Source organism: Sphingomonas ginsenosidivorax, from assembly GCF_007995065.1.
GTDB lineage: Bacteria > Pseudomonadota > Alphaproteobacteria > Sphingomonadales > Sphingomonadaceae > Sphingomonas > Sphingomonas ginsenosidivorax.
Genome location: NZ_VOQR01000001.1, coordinates 3391363 through 3413240, shown reverse-complemented (window position 1 = coordinate 3413240; position 21878 = coordinate 3391363). Strand labels below are relative to the sequence as shown.

Genomic DNA, 21878 nt, shown 5'->3' with positions numbered 1-21878 from the left:
GGCCTCGTTCGCGCCGGAGATCCGGCCAAGGGAGCCTTCAATGACCTACGTCGTCACCGATGCCTGCATCCGCTGCAAGTACATGGACTGCGTGGAAGTGTGCCCCGTGGACTGCTTCTACGAAGGCGAGAACATGCTCGTCATCAACCCGAGCGAGTGCATCGACTGCGGCGTGTGCGAGCCCGAATGCCCCGCCGAAGCGATCCTGCCCGACACCGAGAGCGGGCTCGAGCAGTGGCTCGAACTCAACACGACGTTCTCGGCGCAATGGCCCAACGTCACGCGCAACGCGAACCAGACGCCGCCGGACGCCGACGCGATGAAGGGCGTCGAGGGCAAGTTCGACAAGTATTTCTCGCCGGAGCCCGGCGCCGGCGACTGATAGCCGCCGATAAACCGACTTGCGGCAGACCTTCTGCCACGATCGGCTGGTAATTTTGTTGCAAAGCTGCTAAAAGGGTCCGCGACGGGCGCGATGGATCGTGCCCGCTGGAGTGTGTTCGAACCCTTACCCCTCCCGGATACTTGAACGGCGAGTCCTTTGCCGCTCTATCCCTGTGGAGGCATGACCCGGAAAGGCCCCATATGGCTGCCAAGGCACTGTCCTTCGACGTCGGTGATTATGTCGTTTACCCAAAGCACGGCGTCGGCCGCGTGATCGAGCTGCAACGCTCCGAAATCGCCGGCATGACCCTGGAACTCTATGTGCTGCGGTTCGAGAAGGAGCGCATGACGCTCCGCGTGCCGACCAACAAGGCCGAGAGCGTCGGCATGCGCAAGCTGTCGTCGGACAAGACGATGCGCGAGGCGATGGATACGCTGAAGGGCAAGCCCAAGGTCAAGCGCACCATGTGGTCGCGCCGCGCGCAGGAATATGAGGCAAAGATCAACTCGGGCGACCTGGTGTCGATCGCCGAAGTGGTCCGCGACCTGTTCCGTGCCGACGACCAGCCCGAGCAGAGCTATTCCGAGCGCCAGATCTTCGAAGGCGCGACCAGCCGCCTCGCACGCGAACTGGCCGCGATGGAAGAGATCGACGAGCCCAAGGCGCAGGAGAAGATCCTCGAGATCCTCCGCGCCGCCGCTGCGATCTACAACAAGGACAAGGTGCCGGCGTAACCGCCGCGTTCCATGTCGACGACGAAAGGGCGGTCCTGCGGGGCCGCCCTTTTTCGTTGGCGCCCGATCCGAACAGGTGTATTGTCTGTGCAATACACAGGAGGATCGCCATGAAGTTGCTTGCACTCGGCCTGCTCATTCCCCTCTCCGCCTGCTCGTTCTCGTCCAGTAGCGACGCCAAGGGTACCGCCATTCCCGCCCAGGGTAGCGGCGCGGCGCGGACCTTCCAGATCGCCGATTTCACGGGAATCGCGCTGCGCGGGTCGGACGACATCGACGTCCGCGTGGGCACGGGCTTCTCGGTCCGCGCCGAAGGAGCGTCGGAGGATCTCGACAAGCTGCGTATCGGCCGCGACGGCACGACGCTCGACGTCGGACGCAAACCCAATACCGGCATGAACTGGAGCAAGGGCGGGAAGGTCCGGGTGTTCGTCACGCTGCCCCGGCTGGTCGAGGCCGATGTCGCCGGATCGGGCAACATGACGGTGGACCGGATCGAGGGCGGCGCGTTCGCGGGCGGAATCGCGGGGTCGGGCAACCTCCGCATCGCCGCGCTGCAGGTCGAGAATGCCGATTTCTCGATCGCGGGATCGGGCGATGCGATCGCGGCGGGGGCCGCCAAGGCGCTCAAGATCGAGATCGCCGGGTCCGGCAGCGTCGACGGCAGCAAGCTGCGCGCGCAGTCGGCCAGCGTCGAGATCGTCGGTTCGGGTGACGCGACCGCGGTCGTCGACGGTCCGGCCAAGGTCGACATGATCGGGTCGGGCGATGTCGACCTGGGCCCGAACGCGCGCTGCACCGTGTCCAAGATGGGGTCCGGCACGGTACGCTGCGCCCGCTGACTTGCCAGGCGGTGCGGGACGCGCGAGGCTGCCGGGCATGAGATATTTCCTGCTCGCATTGCTTCTCGTCCCCGCCGCGTCGCCGGCTGCGACCCGCACGGTCTCTGTCGGCAGCTTCGAACGGATCCGCATCGACGGCCCGTTCGAGGTACGCGTCGAGACCGGGCGGTCGCCGGGTGCGACGATCTCGGGCGACGGGCGCGCGACGGAGGAGGTCGACGTCCGGGTCACCGGTGCGACGCTGATCGTCGGCAAGGGGCTGAATGGCTGGGGCGAGCAGGCCGGGCAGAAGAAGGGAGCGGTGCTCGTGACGCTGACGACGCCCAGCCTCGTCGGCGCCACCGTGATCGGCGGGGGCCGGGTCACGATCACCGGCATGAAGGCGATGCGGGTCGATGTCTCGGTGAGCGGCGCCGGCAGCCTGTCGCTGGCGAAGGCGGATACCGACCAGCTGAACGCCACCGTGATCGGCACCGGCCAGATGAGTCTCGGCGGCCGCGCGGCGCGGGCGCGGCTGGCCACCAGCGGTCCGGGAGTGATCGACGCATCGACGCTCGATGTCGGCGACCTCATCGTTACGGTCGACGGGGTCGGCGAGACCAAGGCGAAGGCGCGCGGGTCGGCGCAGGTAACGAACGCGGGGCTCGGTTCGGTAACGGTGACGGGACCGGCCAAATGCGTCGTGAAGGCGCCGGCCGGTGGGCCGGTAATCTGCGGGGCAGCATCCCCCTGATCGTCACCCCAGCGAAGGCTGGGGTCTCCCGTTTCGAAACGCGCGCTTGCTGCACGAGACCCCAGCCTTCGCTGGGGTGACGGGAAGTCAGATCAGCGCCAGTTCCGCCAGTTTCCCGACCAGCGCTGCCGGCATGACGTCGAGGCCGCTCGCATCGCCGCCCAGATCGACCGGCGCGTCGGCGCCCTCCAGATAGCGCCACCCCTGGTGCGCGCGCTTGGGCCGCGCCTGGACCAGCACCAGCGCGGGATCGATATGGATCGCGACGCGCCCGCCCTCGGCCTCGCCGAAGCCCAGGATCGGCGATCGCGCGATCAACTGGTGCTTGAGGATCCAGAACAACGAACCCCCTTCGCCGATCGGCCCGGCGATCTCCTCGTGCCGCTTGGGCAGATAGCGGGTGGTGAGGAACACCGGTCCTTCCGCGCCGCGCAACCGCAGCCGTTCGGCGAGATGATCGACGCTTTCCGCGCCGAACGCGACTTTGGTGAGGTGCAACGCCATGGTCCGCCCAGATGGGTCAGCCGTGCAGCCCCCACAAGGTCGCGAGCCCCAGGAACGAGAAGAACCCCATCGTGTCGGTCAGCGTCGTCACGAACACCGCCGACGATACGGCGGGGTCGACGTTCATCCGGTCGAGCGTCACCGGGACCAGCACGCCGCCGAGCCCTGCGGTCACGTTGTTGATCAGCATGGCCGCCGCGATCACGATCGACAGGTCGCGGTTGCCGAAGATCACGAAGGTGCCGATGCCGATCAGCGTGCCCAGCATGGCGCCGTTCGCCGCCGCGATGCGCAGTTCGCGGAGCACCATCCAGCGCGTGTTCGAACTCGTCAGCTGGTTGGTCGCGATCGCGCGGACGACCACCGCCAGCGTCTGCGTGCCGGCATTGCCGCCCATCCCCGAGACGATCGGCATCAGCACCGCGAGCAGCGCGAAGGTCGCGATCGTGCCCTGGAACAGCCCGACGATCGACGACGCGATCATCGCGGTGCCAAGGTTGACGATCAGCCAGGTCATTCGCGTGCGGACGGTCAGACGGATCGGTTCGTTGATATCTCCGTCGCCGGCGCCGGCCAGGCGGAGCGTATCCTCGCCCGCTTCTTCGGAGATGATGTGGACGATGTCGTCGACCGTGATCATGCCGACCAGCCGGCCGCCATTGTCGACCACCGCGGCCGAGATCAGCGCGTATTTCTGGAAGCGGAGCGCGACCTCTTCCTGGTCCATGTCGACCGGAATCAGGGTCTGCTCGCGCTTCATCACGTCCGCCATCGCGATCCCGCGCGGCGTGCGCAGCATCCACGACAGCTGGCAGGTGCCGATCGGCTTGTGCGCGGGGTCGACGACGAAGATTTCCCAGAAATCGGTCGTCAGCTCTTCATGACCGCGCAGATAGTCGATCGCGTCGCCGACGGTCCAATGCTCGGGCACCGCGATCAGCTCGCGCTGCATCAGGCGGCCGGCGGACTCCTCGGGATAGCTCAGCGCCTCCTCGATCGCGGCACGGTCGTCGGGGTCGAGCGCACGCAGCACCGCGCGCTGCTCGTCCTCGTCCATGTCCTCGATGATCGCGACCGCGTCGTCGGTGTCGAGCTCGGAGGCGAGGTCGGCGACCTCGGTGGGAGTCAGCGCATCGATCAGGTCCTCGCGGACGTAATCGTTCATCTCGGCGAAAACGTCGCCGTCGAGCAGGTCGCTGACCGCATGCGCGAGCCCGGCACGGTCCTCGCGCGGGGTCAGCTCGAACAGATCGGCGATGTCGGCCGGATGCAGCGGCTCGACGAGCGCGCGCGCGGTCTCGGTATCGCCCGCCTCGACCGCGTCGAGCACGGCGCTGACGAATTCGGGCTTCAGCCGATCGTCTTCATCGAGCTGGGTTTCGGTATCCGCCTCGGGAAGCTCGATCTCGCTCATGGCTGCCTCCCTTATTTGGCGCAAATCGCCGACCCCGGGGGCCCTAACCCGCCCGCCGCGCATTTGCCAGTCGGGCAGCGGCTCCCTATCTGCCGCGCACCAATTCAGGAGAAGACCATATGGCCGACACCCCCGAGACGCTGACGCTGACGCTGGACGGCGGCGACGTGACGATCAAGCTGCGCCCCGACCTGGCGCCGAATCACGTCGCGCGCATCGTCGAACTGGCGAATGACGGCTTTTACGACGGCGTCGTGTTCCACCGCGTGATCCCGGGCTTCATGGCGCAGGGCGGCGATCCGACCGGCACCGGCATGAGCGGCAGCGACAAGCCCAATCTCAAGGCCGAATTCTCGGCGGAGCCGCATGTCCGCGGCGTGTGCTCGATGGCGCGCACCAACCAGCCGGATACCGCGAACTCGCAGTTCTTCATTGTGTTCGACGACGCGCGCTTCCTCGACAAGCAGTACACCGTCTGGGGCCAGGTCACCGACGGCATGGAGCTGATCGACGCGCTGCCCAAGGGCGAGCCTCCGAAGACCCCGGGCAAGATCGTCAAGGCGCGCGCGGCGTAACAGACACCGTGCATACCAGTAACTTCGTCATGCCGGACCTGGTCCGGCATCCACCGGGCCACATTGTCTCAAGCCTTTGATTCGCGGCGCGGTGGACCCCGGACCAAGTCCGGGGTGACGGAGGGTGTGTGGCTGGGGTACGGATACGCCATGCCCATCCCCCGCATCCTCGTCATCGCCGGATCGGACTCCGGCGGCGGGGCCGGCATCCAGGCCGATATCAAGACGATCACGATGCTGGGCGGCCACGCGATGACCGTCGTAACCGCGATCACCGCGCAGAACACGCTGGGCGTGCAGGCGGTCCACCAGATCCCGACCGCGATGGTGCTCGCGCAGATCGATTCGGTCGTCTCGGACATCGGCGTCGATGCGGTGAAGATCGGAATGATCGGGTCGGCGGAGACGGCCAATGCGATCGCGGATCGACTCGCCGCCTTGTCTCCCCGCGAAGGCGGGGATCCAGACTGGGCCCCCGCCTTCGCGGGGGAACAACGACGCACGGGGCTTCCCATCGTCTTCGACCCCGTCATGGTCGCCACCACCGGTGCGATCCTTGCCAATTCCGACACGATCGCAGCCTTCACCCGATTGATGCGGCTGGCGACGGTCGTGACCCCCAATCTCCCCGAACTCGCAGCGCTGGGCGGGGAGGCCGCGATCCGCGCACTCGGCCCCGCATTGCTCGTCAAAGGCGGTCACCGCGACGGTCCGATCGTCGAGGACCGCCTTGTCGCCGACGACGGCGACACACTCTGGGCCAACCCGCGCATCGACACCCGGCACAGCCACGGCACCGGCTGCACGCTCGCGAGCGGCATCGCCACGGGGCTGGCTGCCGGCCTGCCGCTCGCCGATGCGATCGGCCGCGCCATCGCGTTCGTTCGCGCCGCGCTTGTCGCCGCACCGGGGTTGGGCGAAGGACATGGACCCATGGGCCACGCGCTCGGAAAGATACCGTTCGACACATGCCGGGACTGAAACACGAAAAGCTGTGCGCGGCGCCGGTCGCGGGCGTCGACGAGGCCGGGCGCGGTCCGCTCGCCGGGCCGGTGGTCGCCGCGGCGGTCATCCTGCCGGCCCGCGGCGTGCCGCGCGGGATCGACGATTCTAAGAAGCTCTCCGCCTCCGAACGCGAACGTCTCTGCGCGCGGCTGCACGACTGCGCGATCGTCGGGATCGGGATCGTCGAGGCGGACGAGATCGACACGCTCAACATCTATTGGGCGACGATGAAGGCGATGACGCTCGCGGTCGAGGCGCTGGCGCAGGCGCCTGCGCACGTGCTGGTAGACGGCAACCGCCTGCCGCGCTGGGGCCATACCGCGACCGCTCTGGTCGGTGGCGACGCCAAGTCGCGGTCGATCGCCGCGGCCTCGATCGTCGCCAAGCATACCCGCGACACGATCATGCTCGCGCATGCCGAGACGCACCCCGCGTACAACTGGCATTCGAACAAGGGCTATGGCTGTCCGCACCATCTGCGCGCGCTGCGCGAGCATGGACCGACACCGTTGCACCGCCGCAGCTTCGCGCCGGTCGCTGCGGCCTACGCAAGTCTAGACCTGAGTCTTTCGCGCAACACCCCTACCGCTTGAGTTGGCAGGGACCGGCCGACTCAATATCTGGCGGAAATCCGCCGGCGTGGGATCTGCAGGCAGGGCGCGGTGAGAATCGCTTAACCAAAACGCGCTTGACGGAGTCGCCCGATTCCGTCGCTATGCGCGGACATTGGGGGCGAAGACATGGGTGTGATCGAAATCGCGCGGCCGCGGGTCGCCACCACGGACGAGCAGGCGGTGCTGCCGCTCAACCAGATCCTTCGCGGCGATTGCATCGCGGCGATGAAGGCGTTGCCCGCGAAATCGGTCGACATGGTCTTTGCCGACCCCCCCTATAACCTCCAGCTGGGCGGCGAGCTGTTCCGGCCCGACGGCACGCATGTCGACGCCGTCACCGACGACTGGGACAAGTTCGACACCTTCGCCGCGTACGACCGCTTCACGCGCGCCTGGCTCAAGGAAGCGCACCGTATCCTCAAGGACGACGGTACGATCTGGGTGATCGGCAGCTACCACAACATCTTCCGCGTCGGCGCGGCGGTGCAGGATCTGGGGTACTGGATCCTCAACGACATCGTCTGGCGCAAATCCAATCCGATGCCGAACTTCCGGGGCACGCGCTTCACCAATGCGCACGAGACGCTCATCTGGGCGTCGAAGGGCGAGAAGGCGAAATACACCTTCAACTACCGGTCGATGAAGACGCTCAACGACGAGCTGCAGATGCGCTCGGACTGGGAATTCCCGATCTGCGGCGGGCCCGAGCGGCTGAAGAAGAACGGTACCAAGGTGCATCCGACGCAGAAGCCCGAGGCGCTGCTCTATCGCATCCTGCTCGCCTGCACGAAGCCCGGCGACGTCGTGCTCGACCCGTTCTTCGGCACCGGCACGACCGGCGCGGTCGCCAAGCGGCTGGGGCGCGACTGGATCGGCGTCGAGCGCGAGGGCGACTATATCGAGGCCGCGCTGGAGCGGATCGAGGCGGCGCTGCCGCTCGACGAATCGGCGCTGTCGACGATGATGAGCCCGCGTGGCGCACCCAAGGTCGCGTTCGGCGTGCTCGTCGAGAACGGCTATCTCGCGCCCGGATCGGTGCTGACCGACGCCAAGCGCCGCTGGCGCGCCGCAGTCCGCGCGGACGGCTCGCTGTTGAGCGACTGCGGGACGATCGGGTCGATCCACAAGCTGGGGTCGACACTGCAGAAGACGCCCGCGTGCAACGGCTGGAGCTTCTGGCATCACGAGACCGCAGACGGGTTGAAGCCGATCGACACGCTGCGGCAGACCTATCTGCTCGCGACGACGATCTGACGTACCCGTTCTCCCGCGAAGGCGGGAGCCCAGGGTTACAGGCGACACCGCGTGGTACCCTGGGCCCCCGCTTTCGCGGGGGAACGGCTTTTGACTGGACGCATCGACCGGCCGGTGTGACGGGGTAGACCATGACCAGCCTCCACCTTCGCCCCGTCCAGTTCGTCGAGACACCGATGACGCAGGCGGACGGTGCCGTCGCGCGGCTGGCGGGCGGGATGACCTGGTTCGCTGCCTATGAGGTGATCGAGGGGCGAAGCCGCCGGACGCTGCCGATCGCCGAGGCAGTCGCGCTCGGCGAGCGCGCGGCGCGGCTCCATGCGGCAATCACTGCGCCGCGCCCGGCGCTGACGCTCGGCAGCCGGACGCTCCGCTTCGACCAGCCCGTCGTCGCCGGCATCCTCAACGTGACCCCCGACAGCTTCTCCGACGGCGGCAAGCATGGTGACGCGGCTGCAGCCGGGGTCGACATGGCCGCGGCGGGCGCGACGCTCATCGACCTTGGCGGCGAATCGACCCGGCCGGGTGCCGCCGCGGTGTGGGAAGGGGACGAAATCGCGCGCGTGCTCCCCGTCGCCGAGCGGCTGGTCGCGAGCGGTGCGCTGGTGTCGATCGACACCCGGAAGGCCGCGGTGATGGAGGCGACGCTGGCCGCGGGCGCGCATATCGTCAACGACGTCTCCGCGCTGCTGTGGGACGATCGCGCGCTCGGCGTCGTCGTGCAGAGCGGGTGCCCGGTCGTGCTGATGCATTCGCCCGACCCGAAGGCCGGCGGGCATGGCAGCGGCGGGTATGCGAACGTCCTGATCGACGTGTTCGACTGGCTCGAGGCACGGATCGCGGCCGTGGTGGCGGGCGGCGTCGAGCGATCGCGGATCATCGTCGATCCCGGCATCGGTTTCGGCAAGACGCTCGCCGAGAACCTCGCTTTGCTCAACGGCCTTGCGATCTTCCACGGGCTCGGTTGCCCGATCATGCTCGGCGCGAGCCGCAAGCGGCTGATCGGCGCGCTGTCGAACGAGGCACCGTTGGGCGAACGGCTCGGCGGATCGATCGCGCTGGCGGTGCGCGGTGCGGAGGCGGGGGTGCAGATCCTGCGCGTCCACGACGTCGCCGAAACCGTGCAGGCACTGAAAGTTTGGCGCGGATTGCGCGATCAGGCGTTGACGGGGGGCTGATCGTCTCACGCCGCGTTGCAGCATAAGCCCGGATCGGGCATGACAGAAAGTTCATAATCGGAGCTGTCCCGTGATCGTTACCGCTACCCCACGCCTCAGCCAGATCCTCAGCGAGGTGTGGCGCCCGTTGCTCGGCCTGTTCGTGTGGGACGTCGTCGTCACCGTCACCTATTACGTGCTGCCCTTCCACGCGCCGTCGCTGCCACTGACGCTGTTCGGTACCGCGCTCGCGCTGTTCCTCGGCTTTCGCGACAATTCGGCCTATCAGCGCTGGTGGGAGAGCCGCGGGCTATGGGGGCTGATGATCAACGCCTCGCGCAGTCTGGCGCGAATGACGCGCAACATGCTGCCCGAACCCGAGGGCCACGACATGAAGCGCACGATCGTGCTGCGCCAGATCGCCTATGTGAACGCGCTGCGCTGCCAGTTGCGGCGCCAGCCCGTGCCGCCCGAAGTCCGGCGCTTCTTGTCGGAGGAAGAGGCGTCCTTTGCCTTGGCGCGCACCAACATCGCCAACGGAATCCTCGACGGGACCGGGCGGCGCATCGACATCTGCCGCCGCAACGGCTGGATCGACACCATCCAGCAGACGCAGTTCGAGAGTATCCTGGTCGATATCGCCAACGCGCAGGGCGGGATGGAGCGGATCAAGAACACGCCGCTGCCCAACCAGTATCGCTTCTTTCCGAGCATCTTCACGCGGCTGTTCTGCATCCTGCTGCCGATCGGGCTGGTCGAGACGCTGGGCTTCGCGACGCCGGTCGGCTCGACGATTGCCGGGCTGATGTTCCTGGCCGTGCTGCAGATCGGCGACGATCTGGTCGATCCGTTCGCGGACACGATCCACGACGTGCCGCTGAACGCGATGTGCCGGACGATCGAGATCGATCTGCTGCAGGCGATCGGCGATCCGGCACCCGAGCCGCTGACGCCGGTCAAGGGCGTGCTGTGGTAGCAGCCACCGCGTTCAGATATAGTGGATGTTCACGGTCTCGTCGCGCAGGGGCGGGGCCGGGGGCGTCGCCGGAGGTTCAAACCCCTCGCTGACGGCCTTCTTCGCGAGCGCGCCGAGCAGCTTGCGAAGCCCGGCGCGCTCGTCGGCCAGATGCGCCGCCATCGTCCGTGCCATCGCCATCGCACTCGCGCGATAGCCGTCCCAGTCCGCGAGCGGATCCGCACGGTTCCCGGATCTGGTGAAGTCGCGATATTCCTGGCCAGCAGCGATGCAGGCGGTCTTCAGCCGCAGACAGTCATGGGTCTTGTCGCCGCCCGCGGCCAGGACCGGTGCGAAGATCTCGCGGTGCTTGAACAGCGCATAGTCCATCAGCAGCCGCGTCATCTCCATCCGCGCCTTCGACAGCTCGGCACCGGCCTCGAGCGATCCGTGCGGCCGGTCGAGCAGGGGGAGCGCCGCCGTCATGACTCGCATGATCTGGCGTTGGTGGTCATCGACCTGCGCCGCGAGCGATGATTTTTCGATACGATATTGATAGCTCAAGACCTGGCACCACACGCTGACGGGTAACGCGTGCCGGTCCATCCCCTTCTAACATCAGGGAAGATGGCACGGTCGGTCAACGTGCGGTGCCGCGAATGGCTCCCTGTCGCGCCGGCCGATCAGGCTGCGTTGTCGATGCCCAGTTCGCCGAGTTTGCGGTACAGGGTGGACCGCCCGATCCCCAGGCGGCGCGCGACCTCGGTCATGCGGCCGCGATAATGGCCGATCGCGAGGCGGATGACGTCGGCCTCGATCTCGTCGAGCGCGCGCAGGTTGCCGTCTGCACGGAACAGCGTGACGCCGCCACCGCCCGCGGCCGCCGCAGCCGGACCGCGCTGGCGATTGCCGAGCGCTGCGATCTGCGGGAAGTCCGCCTTGGTCAGCGCGGCGCCTTCGCACAGCACGGCGGCGCGGAAGAGCGCGTTCTGGAGCTGGCGGACGTTGCCCGGCCAGTCATATTGCACGAGCAGCGCGAGCGCGTCGTCGGTGATGCCGAGCGGTCGCAGCCCCGGTTGCTGCGCGATCCGCGCGAGCAGATGGCGGGCGAGCGCGGGAATATCGCCGGTGCGTTCGCGCAGAGGCGGAATCGCGACCTGGACGACGTTCAGCCGGTAATAGAGGTCCTCTCGGAACCGCCCCGCCTCGACCTCGTCGAGCAGCGCCTTGTTGGTCGCGGCGATGACGCGGACGTCGACCTGTCGCGCATGGCGCGCGCCGATCGGCTGGACCTCGCCGGTCTGCAGCACGCGGAGCAGCTTGACCTGCGCGTCGAGCGGCATCTCGCCGACCTCGTCTAGGAACAGCGTGCCGCCATCGGCATCCTGGAAGCGGCCGATCTTGCGTTCGAACGCGCCGGTAAAGGCACCCTTCTCATGTCCGAACAGCTCCGATTCGACGAGGTTCGCGGGGATCGCGCCGCAATTGACCGTCGTCATCGGTTTTTTCGCGCGCGGGGACGCCGCATGGATCGCCTCGGCGATGACTTCCTTGCCGACGCCGATCTCGCCTTCGAGCAGCACTGCGACGCGGGCGCGCGCGGCCTTGGCGGCGATCGCGAGCGCGGAGCGGAAATCGGGGGAGGAGCCGACGATCTCGTCGAACGCCAGCAAGGCGGGGATCTTCTCGGTGAGCGGGCGCAACTCGCCCGCGGCGGTCCCCGCGACCGCGGCATCGAGCGCGGCGAGGAAGCGGTCGGGGGCGAGCGGCTTGACCAGGAAGTCGGTGGCGCCAGCGCGCATCGCGGCGACCGCATGCGCGACCGATCCGTTGGCGGTGAGCATCAGGATGGGCAGCGCCGGGCGACGCTGGCGCAGCGCCGCGATCAAAGCGGTGGCGTCGGCGTCGGGCGCCCAGTGATCGAGCACGATCGCGTCGAGCTGCATCCCGTCCTGCGTGCCGAGCGTGGCGATCGCCATCTCGCCGTCGGTCGCGAAGATCGCGCGCCAGCCCCCGCGTGCGGCGAGCGCAGCGATCAGCCGCCGTTGTGCCGGCTCGTCGTCGATCAACAATACTAGGCGCTGGCCGTTGCGCGTCATGGCGATTCCCGTCCCCTAATAGGACAGCCGTACCGCATCGGGGTAAAGGCGGACTTAAACCGCGGGGCGGTGGACTTGAGGGTAATGGGCGGGCAGGATAGGGCGGACGCAAATATTTCGAGGATGGGCGATGGCCGGCGACGGGAACATGAACGCGCACGTGACGACCTATGACAAGGTCATCGCGATGATGAAGTGGGGCAGCGTCGCGGTCGCGATCATCGCCGCCCTGGTCATCTGGCTGATCGCGCACTGATGAAGATCGCCGTCCTGAAAGAGCAAGCGGACGGCGAGCGGCGCGTCGCGGCCACGCCCGAGACGGTGAAGAAATTCATCGCATTGGGGGCGACGCTGGCCGTCGAGGCCGGCGCGGGCGAGACCGCCTCGATCGCCGACGCCGCCTATGCCGATGCGGGCGCGAGTGTCGCGGACCGCGCGGCTGTGCTGGCGGGGGCCGATATCGTGCTGGGCGTGCAGGGGCCCGATCCGGAGAGTCTGGCCGGCGTTGCGCCCGGTGCGTGGATCGTGGCGAGCCTCAACCCGTTCGGGGAACGGGCGCGCGTCGACGGCTATGCCGCGGCGGGGTACGAGGCGCTGGCGATGGAATTCATGCCGCGGATCACGCGCGCGCAGTCGATGGACATCCTGTCGTCGCAGTCGAACCTGTCGGGTTACAAGGCGGTGCTCGACGCGGCGGCGGAATATGGCCGCGCGTTTCCGATGATGATGACCGCGGCGGGGACGGTCAGCGCCGCCAAGGCATTCGTGATGGGCGTCGGCGTCGCGGGGTTGCAGGCGATCGCGACCGCGCGGCGGCTCGGCGCGCAGGTCTCGGCGACCGACGTGCGCAGCGCGACCAAGGAGCAGATCCAGTCGCTCGGCGCGAAACCGATCTTCGTCGAGAACGTCGCCGGGATCGAGGGCGAGGGATCGGGCGGCTATGCCGGCGAGATGAGCCCCGAATACCAGAAGGCGCAGGCCGAACTGGTGACCGCGCACATCGCGAAACAGGACATCGTCATTACCACCGCGCTGATCCCGGGGCGCCCGGCACCACGGCTGATCTCGGCGGCGCAGGTCGCGAGCATGCGGCCGGGCAGCGTCATCGTCGACCTGGCCGTCGAACAAGGCGGCAATGTCGAGGGCGCGGTCGCGGGCGAGGTCGTCATGGTGAACGGCGTCAAGATCGTCGGCCACCGCAACGTGCCGTCGCGGCTGGCAGCGGATACGAGCGCGCTGTTCAGTCGCAACCTGTTCAATTTCCTGAGCGCGTTCTGGGACAAGGAGACCGGCAAGCCGGTGCTCGACGCGGAGATCGGCGATGCGATCCGGCTGACCAAGGACGGCAAGGTCGTGAACGCGCGGTTGCTCGCATGATCGATCCTCCCCTGGAAGGGGAGGTGGCGCGCGTGAGCGCGACGGAGGGGTGTCGCCCTGCGTTATCGCGCGAACCCTTGCGACCGGGGACACCCCTCCGTCAGGCTGACGCCTGCCACCTCCCCTTACAGGGGAGGATGTGATGTTGCAGGGGACGGGGGTGACCCAGCAGCGGGCGAAGGTCCTGCGGCGGACGATGTCACCGCCGGAGATTGCATTGTGGATGGCGCTTCGGCAGCGACCGGGCGGACTCAAGTTCCGCAAACAGCATCCGTCGGGTCCGTTCGTCGCCGATTTCTACTGCCATGCCGCCCGGTTGATCGTCGAGGTCGACGGTACGGCGCATGATTATGGGGATCGCCCGGCGCGCGACGCCGCTCGCGATCGCTGGTTCGCGCTACGCACGATCGCCGTGATGCGGATAGCCGCGGCCGAGATTCTGCGCGATACCGATGCCGCGGTGCGTGGTGTCGTCGCATTCGCTACCGAGCGGCTTGCCGCAGAGGAGAAATAATGGACTTCATCGCGATCCTGTCGATCTTCGTCATGGCGTGTTTCGTCGGCTATTACGTCGTCTGGTCGGTGACGCCGGCGCTGCACACGCCGCTGATGGCGGTGACCAATGCAATTTCGAGCGTGATCATCGTCGGCGCGCTGATCGCGTCGGCGGCGGCGGGCAGCGCGGTGGCCAAGTATCTCGGGCTGCTCGCGGTGGTGCTGGCGAGCGTCAACATCTTCGGCGGCTTCGCGGTTACCGCGCGGATGCTGGCAATGTACAAGAAGAAGGAGCGCGTCGCGAAATGAGCGGCGTGGTGGGGGGTAGTCCAATGCACGATGTCGCGGTGAACCCCTGGGTGGCACTCGCCTATCTCGTCGCAGGCGTATGCTTCATCCTGGCGCTGCGCGGGCTGTCGAGCCCGGCGACCAGCCAGCGCGGAAACCGCTTCGGCATGATCGGCATGACCATCGCCGTCGTGACGACGCTGGTGACGCATCTGAACGTCGGGATCTGGGAGATCGTCGTCGCGATCGGCATCGGTGCCGCGATCGGCCTCGTTACGGCGCGGCGGATCGCGATGACCGACATGCCGCAGCTGGTCGCCGCATTCCACAGTCTGGTCGGTCTCGCCGCAGTGCTGGTCGGGGTCGCCGCCTATCTCAACCCCGAGGCGTTCGGCATCGCCGACCTGATGATCCCGATGATCGGCGATCCGGTCGCGATCATCCGTCCGGTCAGCCGGATCGAGCTGGGGCTGGGCGTCGCGATCGGTGCGATCACCTTTTCGGGCTCGGTCATCGCGTTCCTGAAGCTCAACGGCAACATGGGCGGCAAGCCGATCCTGCTGCCCGGCCGCCACGTCATCAACCTGGCCGTGCTGGCCGCGATCGTCGGGCTCGTCGCCTATTTCGTGACCGACCAGAGCCCGGCGATCTTCTGGACGATCACGGTGCTGAGCTTCGTGATCGGCTTCCTGCTGATCGTGCCGATCGGTGGCGCGGACATGCCGGTGGTGGTGTCGATGCTCAATTCCTATTCAGGCTGGGCGGCCGCGGCGATGGGGTTCACGCTGCACAACAGCGCGATGATCATCACCGGCGCGCTGGTCGGCAGTTCGGGCGCGATCCTCAGCTACATCATGTGCCGCGCGATGAACCGCAGCTTCCTCAGCGTGATCGCGGGCGGCTTCGGCGCGGTCGCGGATTCGGGCGGCGGCGCGGCCAAGGAGCAGCGGCCTTGGAAGCGCGGCTCGGCGGAGGACGCCGCCTTCCTGATGAGCCAGGCCGAACAGGTCATCATCGTGCCGGGCTACGGCATGGCGGTGGCGCAGGCGCAGCACGCGTTGCGCGAGATGGGCGACAAGCTGAAAGAGCATGGCGTGCGCGTCAAATACGCGATCCATCCGGTCGCGGGACGCATGCCGGGCCATATGAACGTCCTGCTCGCCGAGGCGAACGTGCCCTATGACGAGGTGTTCGAGCTCGAGGACATCAACGGCGAGTTCGCGCAGACCGACGTCGCGTTCGTGATCGGCGCCAACGACGTCACCAACCCGGCGGCCAAGACCGACAAGACCTCACCGATCTACGGCATGCCGGTGCTCGACGTCGAAAAGGCGAAGACCGTTCTGTTCATCAAGCGCAGCATGGGCGGGGTCGGCTATGCCGGTGTCGACAACGACGTGTTCTACATGGACAACACGATGATGCTGCTCGCCGACGCGAAGAAGATGGTCGAGGAAATCGTCAAGTCGCTGGACTGACGGGGAAACTGGTTCGAACGGAAACCGACCCAGTTCGGGTGTAACTGTCTCGCACTCTGTCGCTAGTCTCGTTCCATGACCGGGGATGCGATCAATCCGAGCTACGACGGCGGCCCGAGCGTCCTGCTCGTGGCCGCGTCTGCCGCATCCGACCGGCTAGCGGTCGCGATCGACGTGATCGGATGGACGACAGTGCGGGGCGACTGGGACCAGCCGCGCGCACCGCTTGCAACACCCCAGGTCGTGGCGGTCGAGGCGAGTGGCGTGCCGGCGGCGACCTTACGGGAAACGCTGCCCGACATCGCGGGCTGGGCGGCGGACTGCGGCGCGACGCTGGTCGTCGCGCTGACGTCCGAGCAGATCGATCTGGTGGCCTCGGCGACGTTGGGGGGCGCAACCACGCTGCTGGTCGACCCCGACGTCGCCGACTGCGTCGCCGCGCTCACCATCGCCGCAGAGCGCGCTCGGCTTCCCGCGGGTGTCGCCGATATCGGGCGGGAGAGCGACACCGCGCGGTTCCACCGCCTCAACACCGAGGTCGCGCGGATCGCCGATGCGCTGGCCCGGCTGACCCGCGCCGAGGACCGCGACGAGCAGCCGCCGATCGTCGGCGACCGCACCACGCACTTCGGCGCACCACCACCGGTCTCCACCCCCACTGCGAGCGAGATCCGCCGCGCGATCCGTGGCCGGCGAATGCGCGACCAGTTCTTCGGCAACGGCTATTTCGAAGACCCGGGCTGGGACATGCTGCTCGACCTCTACGCCGCCGAGCTGGAGGGTACGCAGGTCTCGGTCTCAAGCCTGTGCATCGCAGCGGCGGTCGCACCGACGACCGCGCTCCGCTGGATCGGGCGGATGTCCGACGCGGGACTGTTCGAGCGCCGCCCCGACCCGCTCGACCGCCGCCGCGCCTACATGGCGTTGTCGACCCGCACGAGCGAGGCGATGCACGGCTACATGGCGGCAGTCCGCCGCTCGGCGATGACGCTGAGCTAGCATCGCGCGGCTTGCCGACCGCGAAAACGATGGTAAGAGCCACGCTGTAGGGCGATTAGCTCAGTTGGTAGAGCGTCTCGTTTACACCGAGAATGTCGGCGGTTCGAGCCCGTCATCGCCCACCATTCCCTACCGATGCTATGGCCGCGCCGCGCTACCAGTACGGGTCGGCGGCGTTCGGGGCGCCGCGTCGATGGCGTCGGCCAGCCGCCGATGCGCCCGCAGCGCGAGGCGACGCGTCGTCTCGGTCGCGATGCCGAACACCAGATGCGACGCAAGGCCATAGGCATGCGTCTCGATCGGCGATTTCCAAGGCGGGCCGCTCAGCCCGGCCGCCGGAACCGCGACCTCGTCGAGCATTGCCCAGGTTAGCGTGGCGAACGCCGTGCCCGCGCCCAGCGTGACCTTCGGCGCGAATTCGGCCGCGACCGCATAGCCGATCCCGAGGACGGCGCCTGCGCCGTAATGGACCAGCTGGCCGGCGGCGGGTTTGTCGGCGTCGGGAATCGGCGCGCCCGTCACCGCCCGCGCCACATCGTCCGCCGCACGTTCGGTCGCAGGCTCGCCGTCGCCCGACGCAGCGGGCTGGGTCAGTGCCTGGAAGCGGTTCATGACGAAGGAGGCGGCGAGCCCGGCGATCAGCCCTACGGCTGCGGCGGTCGCAATGTCAGCGGCCGTGGGGGACGATGTGTTGGTCATGCGCGCTCCTGTGCGTCGGGTGGTCGACAGTAACGCGCGGGATCGTCAGCCGGCTGCGTCGGGAGTCCACCTCGCCGGGCGGCCGCTCACAGCGTGCGGACGAGCCGCACCGCGCGGCCGATCCAGGCGGGGTCGATGATCGTCTGCGGAACACTGCCGCTACCCGGCGGCGCGATCGTGACAGCGGTGCCATCGAGGTCGATCAACCGTCCGAAGACGAACCGGCCCGCTGGTCGTGGGACCAGCACGTCCCGGTTGCGCGCGTCGGCGAATGCCTCGGCGCCGAGCGGTTCGCACCAGATTTCGTCGCCGCTGCGATAGTCGCCGGTGCTGCCGGTCACGGTGACTGCGATCTGGCCCGGCATCGGTTGAGGCGGGATGGCAGCGGTCGCCCGACGCGGAGCGCGTACGCCATCGGCGTCGAGCAGCGCAGCGACCGGCAGGTCGGCGCGATCCGGCAGCGTCACGAGGTCTGCCGCCGTGACGCCGAGCGCGTCGGCGATGCGGTTGAGCCAGCCGACCGAGACGGTGCGAGTGCCGGTTTCCAGCCGGCCGACGGTCTGCGCGGTCGTCGGCGGTACGCAGGCGCGCGCGACCGCGTCGAGCGTCATGCCCTTTGCGCGGCGGACTTCGCGAATCGCGGTGATCATGGCTATCTCCAAACCATATGGGTTCGCCTCTGTCCTACAAGGGAGACGATATGGCAAGTCCTTCACGACTCGGAGGAGGTTGGCATGCGCGAACTGGTGGAACGATCGATCGATACGGGTGCTGGCGATACAGGCGCAGCGCGCGGGCGGACGGTGACGGTCAATCTGGCGGAGTCGCCGCTCGGGTGGCTGCGGTCGCGGGGGCTGGTCAGTGCGCGGCAGTTCGAGGCGGGCGAACGGTTGCGTGGCGATTACGAGACCGCGTCGCTGGCTCCGCGCGTGACGATGCGCTGGGCGGCGCGGGTTGATGGGGGCGGGGGAGATGCACTCGATCCGACGCTGGCGCAGATCGCGGCGAAACGGCGGTTCGACGCGGCGCTTGCGGCGGCGGGGGCGGGGCTAGCGGACATATTGTGGCGCGTGGTGTGTGCGGGGGAGGGCATGCCGGCGGCCGAAAAGGCGCTGGGTTGGCCGGCGCGCGCGGGGCGGCTTGTGCTGACGTTCGCGCTCGACCGTGTCGCCGATCATTATGCGTTGCGGTGAGGAGCGTTGCCGTCGGTGACCGCGCGTCCTAGATCGCGGCGATGCGCTTCGACATCATCAAATGCCATGGCTCGGGCAACGACTTCCCGCTGATCGACGCACGCGCGCTGTCGTTGGGCGATGCGGCCTGGGCCGGTGTCGCGCGGGCGCTGGCCGATCGGGCGGGGCCGGTGGGCGGGGACGGGCTGTTGCTGCTGACCGCGGGCGACGATTCGCATGCGTTCGGGATGCGGATGTTCAATTCGGACGGCAGCGAGTCGGAGACGTGCCTCAACGGGTTGCGCTGCACCGCGCGCGCGGGGTTCGAGGCGCTCGGCATCGAGCGCGGCAACGTCCGGCTGAAGATCAGTGACGCCTATGTCGTGCGCGATCCGGATCTGGCGCCGGGGGTGTTCACGGTGCGTGAGACCGCGGGGCCCGCGTCGCGCGACGTCGCGGCCTGGCCGATGGCGATCGGCCGGGCGGAGAATATCGACTTGCCGATCGCCAGGTTGCCGACAGACCGCGCGTTTACCGCGCTCGCCATGCCCAATCCGCATCTGGTCGCGTTCGTCGACAAGGTCGATGACGCGGAGCTGGTGCGCATCGGGACGGTCTGCGAATCGGCGCCCGACTGGTTGCCTAACCGCGCGAACGTCAGCTTTGTCGAGCTGCGCGGGTGCGACCTGTTCGTGCGGACGTTCGAGCGCGGCGTCGGGCTGACCGACAGTTGCGGCAGCGCGATGGGTGCGTCGACGCTGGCCGCGTGCCTGACCGGGCGGATACCGTTCGACGTACCGACCACCGTGTTCAACAAGGGCGGGCGGATCCGCGCGGAGGCGAGCGCCGACGGCATGGTGACTCTGTCGGGCAATGCGACGGTGGAATGGACCGGGAGCATCGACGTCGACCCGGATACCGGCGTCGCGACCGCGCTGACGATCGCGGCGCGGCATCCCGACGAGATCGCCGCCTGGTCCGCGGTTGTGGACAGCGCCGCCTGAGCGTTGCGTCAAACGAGGCGTTGTAGTCGTATCTGGCTTCGTATCCGAACCGGGATACGCAAGGAGAGAGACATGCATTCCATCATTCGTACCGCGATCGTTGCGACTGCGCTTGTTTCGAGTGTTTCGGCGACCGCGCAGAAGAACCCGCGCGTCGGCGGCGCCGCAATGTATCCGACCAAGAACATCGTCGAGAACGCAGTGAATTCGAAGGACCACACCACGCTGGTCGCCGCGGTGAAGGCGGCCGGATTGGTCGAGACGCTGTCGGGACCGGGTCCGTTCACGGTGTTCGCGCCGACCAACGCGGCCTTCACCAAGCTGCCCGCCGGCACCGTCGACACCCTGGTCAAGCCCGAGAACAAGGCGCAACTGACGGGCATCCTGACCTATCACGTCGTGCCCGGCACGATCAGCGCGGCGGACATCGCCACCAAGGCGAAGGCCAATGGCGGCACCGCGACCTATACGACTGTGCAGGGCGGCACGCTGAGCTTCATGAAAGCCGGCAGCGGCTGGATGATCATGGACGGCAAGGGCGACAAAGGCAAAATCACGATCGCCAACGTCTATCAGTCGAATGGCGTGATCCACGTCATCGACACCGTGATGATGCCGTAATCTCCCGTCGTCGTCGCGGGATTGTCCCGGGATCCGGAGTCACAGGCGCTGCGCTTGGAACCCTGGATCCCGGGCCGAGCCCGGGATAACGAGGAATCAGGAGATCAGCAGGCCGGCCAGCGCGGCGGACATGAGGTTCGCCAGGCTGCCCGCCGCCAGCGCGCGCAGGCCGAGCTTCGCGATCATCGGGCGCTGGTTGGGGGCGAGGCTGCCCGTGACGGCCATCTGGATCGCGATCGACGAGAAATTCGCGAAGCCGCACAGCGAGAAGGTGATGACGGCGATCGTCCGCGCGCTGAGGCCCTGTTGCGTGCCCAGCGAGATATAGGCGACGAATTCGTTGAGCACGATCTTCTGCCCGAACAGGCCGCCGGCGATCCCCGCCTCGTTCCATGGCACGTTGAGCAGGAACATGATCGGCGCGAAGACGTAGCCGAGCAGCCCCTGGAAACTGAGCCCCGGCAGCCCGATGATGTTGCCGAGCCCGCCGAGCAGGCCGTTCGCGAGCGCGACCAGCGCGACGAACGCCAGCACCATCGCGCCGACCGCGACAGCAAGGCGGACCCCGGTCTGCGCCCCCTGCGCCGCAGCCATGATCAGGTTGGCGGGCTTCTCTTCGTCGTGCGTCGCTTCGGGCAGCGGTTCGCCGGCGACCGATTCGCCTGGCATGTCGCCCAGCGCGAGCTCGCCTTCGGGCGGCGTGACGCGGTCGGGCATGATGATCTTCGCCATCAGGATACCGCCGGGCGCCGCCATGAAGCTGGCAGCGAGCAGATAGTCGATGCGGATGCCCATCGAGGCATAGGCCGCCAGGATGGTGCCGGCGACGCCCGCCATCCCGCTGGTCATCACGGTGAACAGCTGCGCTGGCGTCAGCCCGGCGAGATAGGGGCGGATGACCAGCGGCGATTCGCTCTGGCCGACGAAGATGTTCGCGGCCGCGCACAGCGATTCGACCTTCGAGACGCCGATGACCTTCTCGATCGCGCCGCCGACCCAGCGCACGATCAACTGCATGATGCCGAGATGATAGAGGATCGAGACGAGGCTGGCGAAGAAGATGATGACCGGCAGCGCGGCGATCGCGAAGCTCTGACCGCCGATCTCGGGCGTCGCCATCTTGCCGAACAGGAATTCGGTGCCCTTTTGCGAATAGCCGAGCAGGTTGGCGACCCCGCCCGACATCGAGCCCAGCACGACCTTGCCGATGCTGGAGTAGAGCACGAGTACCGCGATCCCGGCCTGCAGCGCGAACGCAGCGCCGACGATGCGCAACCGGATCGCGCGGCGGTCGGTCGAGAGCAGCAGTGCGATACCCAGGATCACGGCGATACCGCAGAGGCCGATGAGAAGTCTGTTCATGCGTGGACTGACGCTTCCTGAAGATCGTGACGCGGCCCCCCGGGCGCGCGAGCCCGACATGACACGCGGGCGCGGGTGCCGCCAGTGATTTGCGGTGGCGAAGCCCAGGACG

General features: G+C 67.7%; 26 protein-coding genes and 1 tRNA gene. 20 read left to right on the top strand and 7 right to left on the bottom strand.

Annotated elements, in window-relative coordinates:
- Positions 1–40 precede the first annotated feature (40 nt).
- From fdxA to FSB78_RS15545, 4 genes are all read left to right on the top strand, one after another.
- Positions 41–382 carry a ferredoxin FdxA gene (gene fdxA, locus FSB78_RS15560; protein ID WP_147083476.1) on the top strand — a complete coding sequence of 114 codons (342 nt, stop codon included), beginning with the start codon at positions 41–43 and terminating at the stop codon, positions 380–382.
- A gap of 203 nt (positions 383–585) precedes the next feature.
- Positions 586–1119 (top strand): CarD family transcriptional regulator, encoded by a 534-nt coding sequence (locus FSB78_RS15555; protein WP_147083475.1) that lies wholly within the window; start codon positions 586–588, stop codon positions 1117–1119.
- 110 nt (positions 1120–1229) lie between these two features.
- Complete coding sequence (locus tag FSB78_RS15550) at positions 1230–1961, top strand: GIN domain-containing protein (RefSeq protein ID WP_147083474.1); 732 nt, start codon at positions 1230–1232, stop codon at positions 1959–1961.
- A 37-nt stretch (positions 1962–1998) separates the two neighbouring features.
- Complete coding sequence (locus FSB78_RS15545) at positions 1999–2694, top strand: GIN domain-containing protein (RefSeq protein WP_158638024.1); 696 nt, start codon at positions 1999–2001, stop codon at positions 2692–2694.
- Between the two features lie 87 nt (positions 2695–2781).
- Here the strand turns inward: FSB78_RS15545 and FSB78_RS15540 are convergent, their stop codons facing one another.
- Positions 2782–3198: a DUF1489 family protein gene (locus tag FSB78_RS15540; RefSeq protein ID WP_147083472.1), complete on the bottom strand. Its 417-nt coding sequence runs from the start codon at positions 3196–3198 to the stop codon at positions 2782–2784.
- 16 nt (positions 3199–3214) lie between these two features.
- Positions 3215–4612: a magnesium transporter gene (gene mgtE, locus FSB78_RS15535; RefSeq protein ID WP_147083471.1), complete on the bottom strand. Its 1398-nt coding sequence runs from the start codon at positions 4610–4612 to the stop codon at positions 3215–3217.
- 119 nt (positions 4613–4731) lie between these two features.
- Here mgtE and FSB78_RS15530 point away from each other — a divergent pair, with 119 nt between their 5' ends.
- The 6 genes from FSB78_RS15530 (at position 4732) to FSB78_RS15505 (ending at position 10193) form a co-directional block, all read left to right on the top strand.
- Positions 4732–5187, top strand: a complete 456-nt coding sequence (locus FSB78_RS15530) for a peptidylprolyl isomerase (protein WP_147083470.1) — start codon at positions 4732–4734, stop codon at positions 5185–5187.
- A 150-nt stretch (positions 5188–5337) separates the two neighbouring features.
- Positions 5338–6168: a bifunctional hydroxymethylpyrimidine kinase/phosphomethylpyrimidine kinase gene (thiD, locus tag FSB78_RS15525; protein ID WP_147083469.1), complete on the top strand. Its 831-nt coding sequence runs from the start codon at positions 5338–5340 to the stop codon at positions 6166–6168.
- Positions 6156–6785, top strand: coding sequence for a ribonuclease HII (locus FSB78_RS15520; RefSeq protein ID WP_147083468.1), 630 nt, complete (start codon positions 6156–6158; stop codon positions 6783–6785). Before thiD ends, FSB78_RS15520 begins: the two co-directional genes overlap by 13 nt.
- 147 nt (positions 6786–6932) lie before the next feature.
- Complete coding sequence (locus FSB78_RS15515) at positions 6933–8060, top strand: site-specific DNA-methyltransferase (RefSeq protein ID WP_147083467.1); 1128 nt, start codon at positions 6933–6935, stop codon at positions 8058–8060.
- A gap of 131 nt (positions 8061–8191) precedes the next feature.
- Positions 8192–9238: a dihydropteroate synthase gene (gene folP, locus FSB78_RS15510; RefSeq protein ID WP_147083466.1), complete on the top strand. Its 1047-nt coding sequence runs from the start codon at positions 8192–8194 to the stop codon at positions 9236–9238.
- A gap of 70 nt (positions 9239–9308) precedes the next feature.
- Positions 9309–10193, top strand: coding sequence for a bestrophin family protein (locus FSB78_RS15505; protein ID WP_147083465.1), 885 nt, complete (start codon positions 9309–9311; stop codon positions 10191–10193).
- A gap of 12 nt (positions 10194–10205) precedes the next feature.
- Here the strand turns inward: FSB78_RS15505 and FSB78_RS15500 are convergent, their stop codons facing one another.
- Positions 10206–10658, bottom strand: a complete 453-nt coding sequence (locus FSB78_RS15500) for a hypothetical protein (protein ID WP_147083464.1) — start codon at positions 10656–10658, stop codon at positions 10206–10208.
- Between the two features lie 197 nt (positions 10659–10855).
- Positions 10856–12271 carry a sigma-54-dependent transcriptional regulator gene (locus FSB78_RS15495; protein WP_147083463.1) on the bottom strand — a complete coding sequence of 472 codons (1416 nt, stop codon included), beginning with the start codon at positions 12269–12271 and terminating at the stop codon, positions 10856–10858.
- A gap of 130 nt (positions 12272–12401) precedes the next feature.
- On the opposite strand from FSB78_RS15495, the gene FSB78_RS15490 reads away from it, so the two are divergent.
- From FSB78_RS15490 to FSB78_RS15460, 7 genes are all read left to right on the top strand, one after another.
- A complete protein-coding gene (locus tag FSB78_RS15490; RefSeq protein ID WP_242008337.1) occupies positions 12402–12527 on the top strand; it encodes an aa3-type cytochrome c oxidase subunit IV in 126 nt (41 codons plus the stop codon).
- Entirely contained in the window at positions 12527–13648 is a 1122-nt protein-coding gene (locus FSB78_RS15485) for an NAD(P) transhydrogenase subunit alpha (protein ID WP_147083462.1), read from the top strand. Before FSB78_RS15490 ends, FSB78_RS15485 begins: the two co-directional genes overlap by 1 nt.
- 142 nt (positions 13649–13790) lie before the next feature.
- On the top strand, positions 13791–14162 hold the full coding sequence (locus tag FSB78_RS15480) for an endonuclease domain-containing protein (protein WP_147083461.1): 372 nt from the start codon (positions 13791–13793) through the stop codon (positions 14160–14162).
- Entirely contained in the window at positions 14162–14452 is a 291-nt protein-coding gene (locus FSB78_RS15475) for an NAD(P) transhydrogenase subunit alpha part 2 (protein ID WP_147083460.1), read from the top strand. Before FSB78_RS15480 ends, FSB78_RS15475 begins: the two co-directional genes overlap by 1 nt.
- Positions 14453–14475: 23 nt before the next feature.
- Positions 14476–15909: an NAD(P)(+) transhydrogenase (Re/Si-specific) subunit beta gene (locus FSB78_RS15470; protein WP_147083459.1), complete on the top strand. Its 1434-nt coding sequence runs from the start codon at positions 14476–14478 to the stop codon at positions 15907–15909.
- 75 nt (positions 15910–15984) lie between these two features.
- A complete protein-coding gene (locus FSB78_RS15465; RefSeq protein ID WP_147083458.1) occupies positions 15985–16908 on the top strand; it encodes a hypothetical protein in 924 nt (307 codons plus the stop codon).
- Between the two features lie 49 nt (positions 16909–16957).
- Positions 16958–17033 (top strand) — tRNA-Val (locus FSB78_RS15460).
- A 13-nt stretch (positions 17034–17046) separates the two neighbouring features.
- Here FSB78_RS15460 and FSB78_RS15455 read toward each other — a convergent pair.
- Together FSB78_RS15455 and FSB78_RS15450 are read right to left on the bottom strand one after the other, a co-directional pair.
- Positions 17047–17607 (bottom strand): DUF1440 domain-containing protein, encoded by a 561-nt coding sequence (locus FSB78_RS15455; RefSeq protein ID WP_147083457.1) that lies wholly within the window; start codon positions 17605–17607, stop codon positions 17047–17049.
- An 86-nt stretch (positions 17608–17693) separates the two neighbouring features.
- Complete coding sequence (locus FSB78_RS15450; protein WP_147083456.1) at positions 17694–18257, bottom strand: helix-turn-helix domain-containing protein; 564 nt, start codon at positions 18255–18257, stop codon at positions 17694–17696.
- A gap of 84 nt (positions 18258–18341) precedes the next feature.
- Here FSB78_RS15450 and FSB78_RS15445 point away from each other — a divergent pair, with 84 nt between their 5' ends.
- The 3 genes from FSB78_RS15445 to FSB78_RS15435 all read left to right on the top strand — a co-directional run bounded on the left by FSB78_RS15445 (position 18342) and on the right by FSB78_RS15435 (position 20404).
- Positions 18342–18800, top strand: a complete 459-nt coding sequence (locus FSB78_RS15445; RefSeq protein WP_147083455.1) for a DUF6456 domain-containing protein — start codon at positions 18342–18344, stop codon at positions 18798–18800.
- A 41-nt stretch (positions 18801–18841) separates the two neighbouring features.
- Positions 18842–19783 (top strand): diaminopimelate epimerase, encoded by a 942-nt coding sequence (gene dapF, locus FSB78_RS15440; RefSeq protein WP_147083454.1) that lies wholly within the window; start codon positions 18842–18844, stop codon positions 19781–19783.
- Positions 19784–19855: 72 nt separating this feature from the next.
- On the top strand, positions 19856–20404 hold the full coding sequence (locus tag FSB78_RS15435; RefSeq protein WP_147083453.1) for a fasciclin domain-containing protein: 549 nt from the start codon (positions 19856–19858) through the stop codon (positions 20402–20404).
- Positions 20405–20500: 96 nt separating this feature from the next.
- Here the strand turns inward: FSB78_RS15435 and FSB78_RS15430 are convergent, their stop codons facing one another.
- A complete protein-coding gene (locus FSB78_RS15430; protein WP_147083452.1) occupies positions 20501–21766 on the bottom strand; it encodes a NupC/NupG family nucleoside CNT transporter in 1266 nt (421 codons plus the stop codon).
- Positions 21767–21878 lie beyond the last annotated feature (112 nt).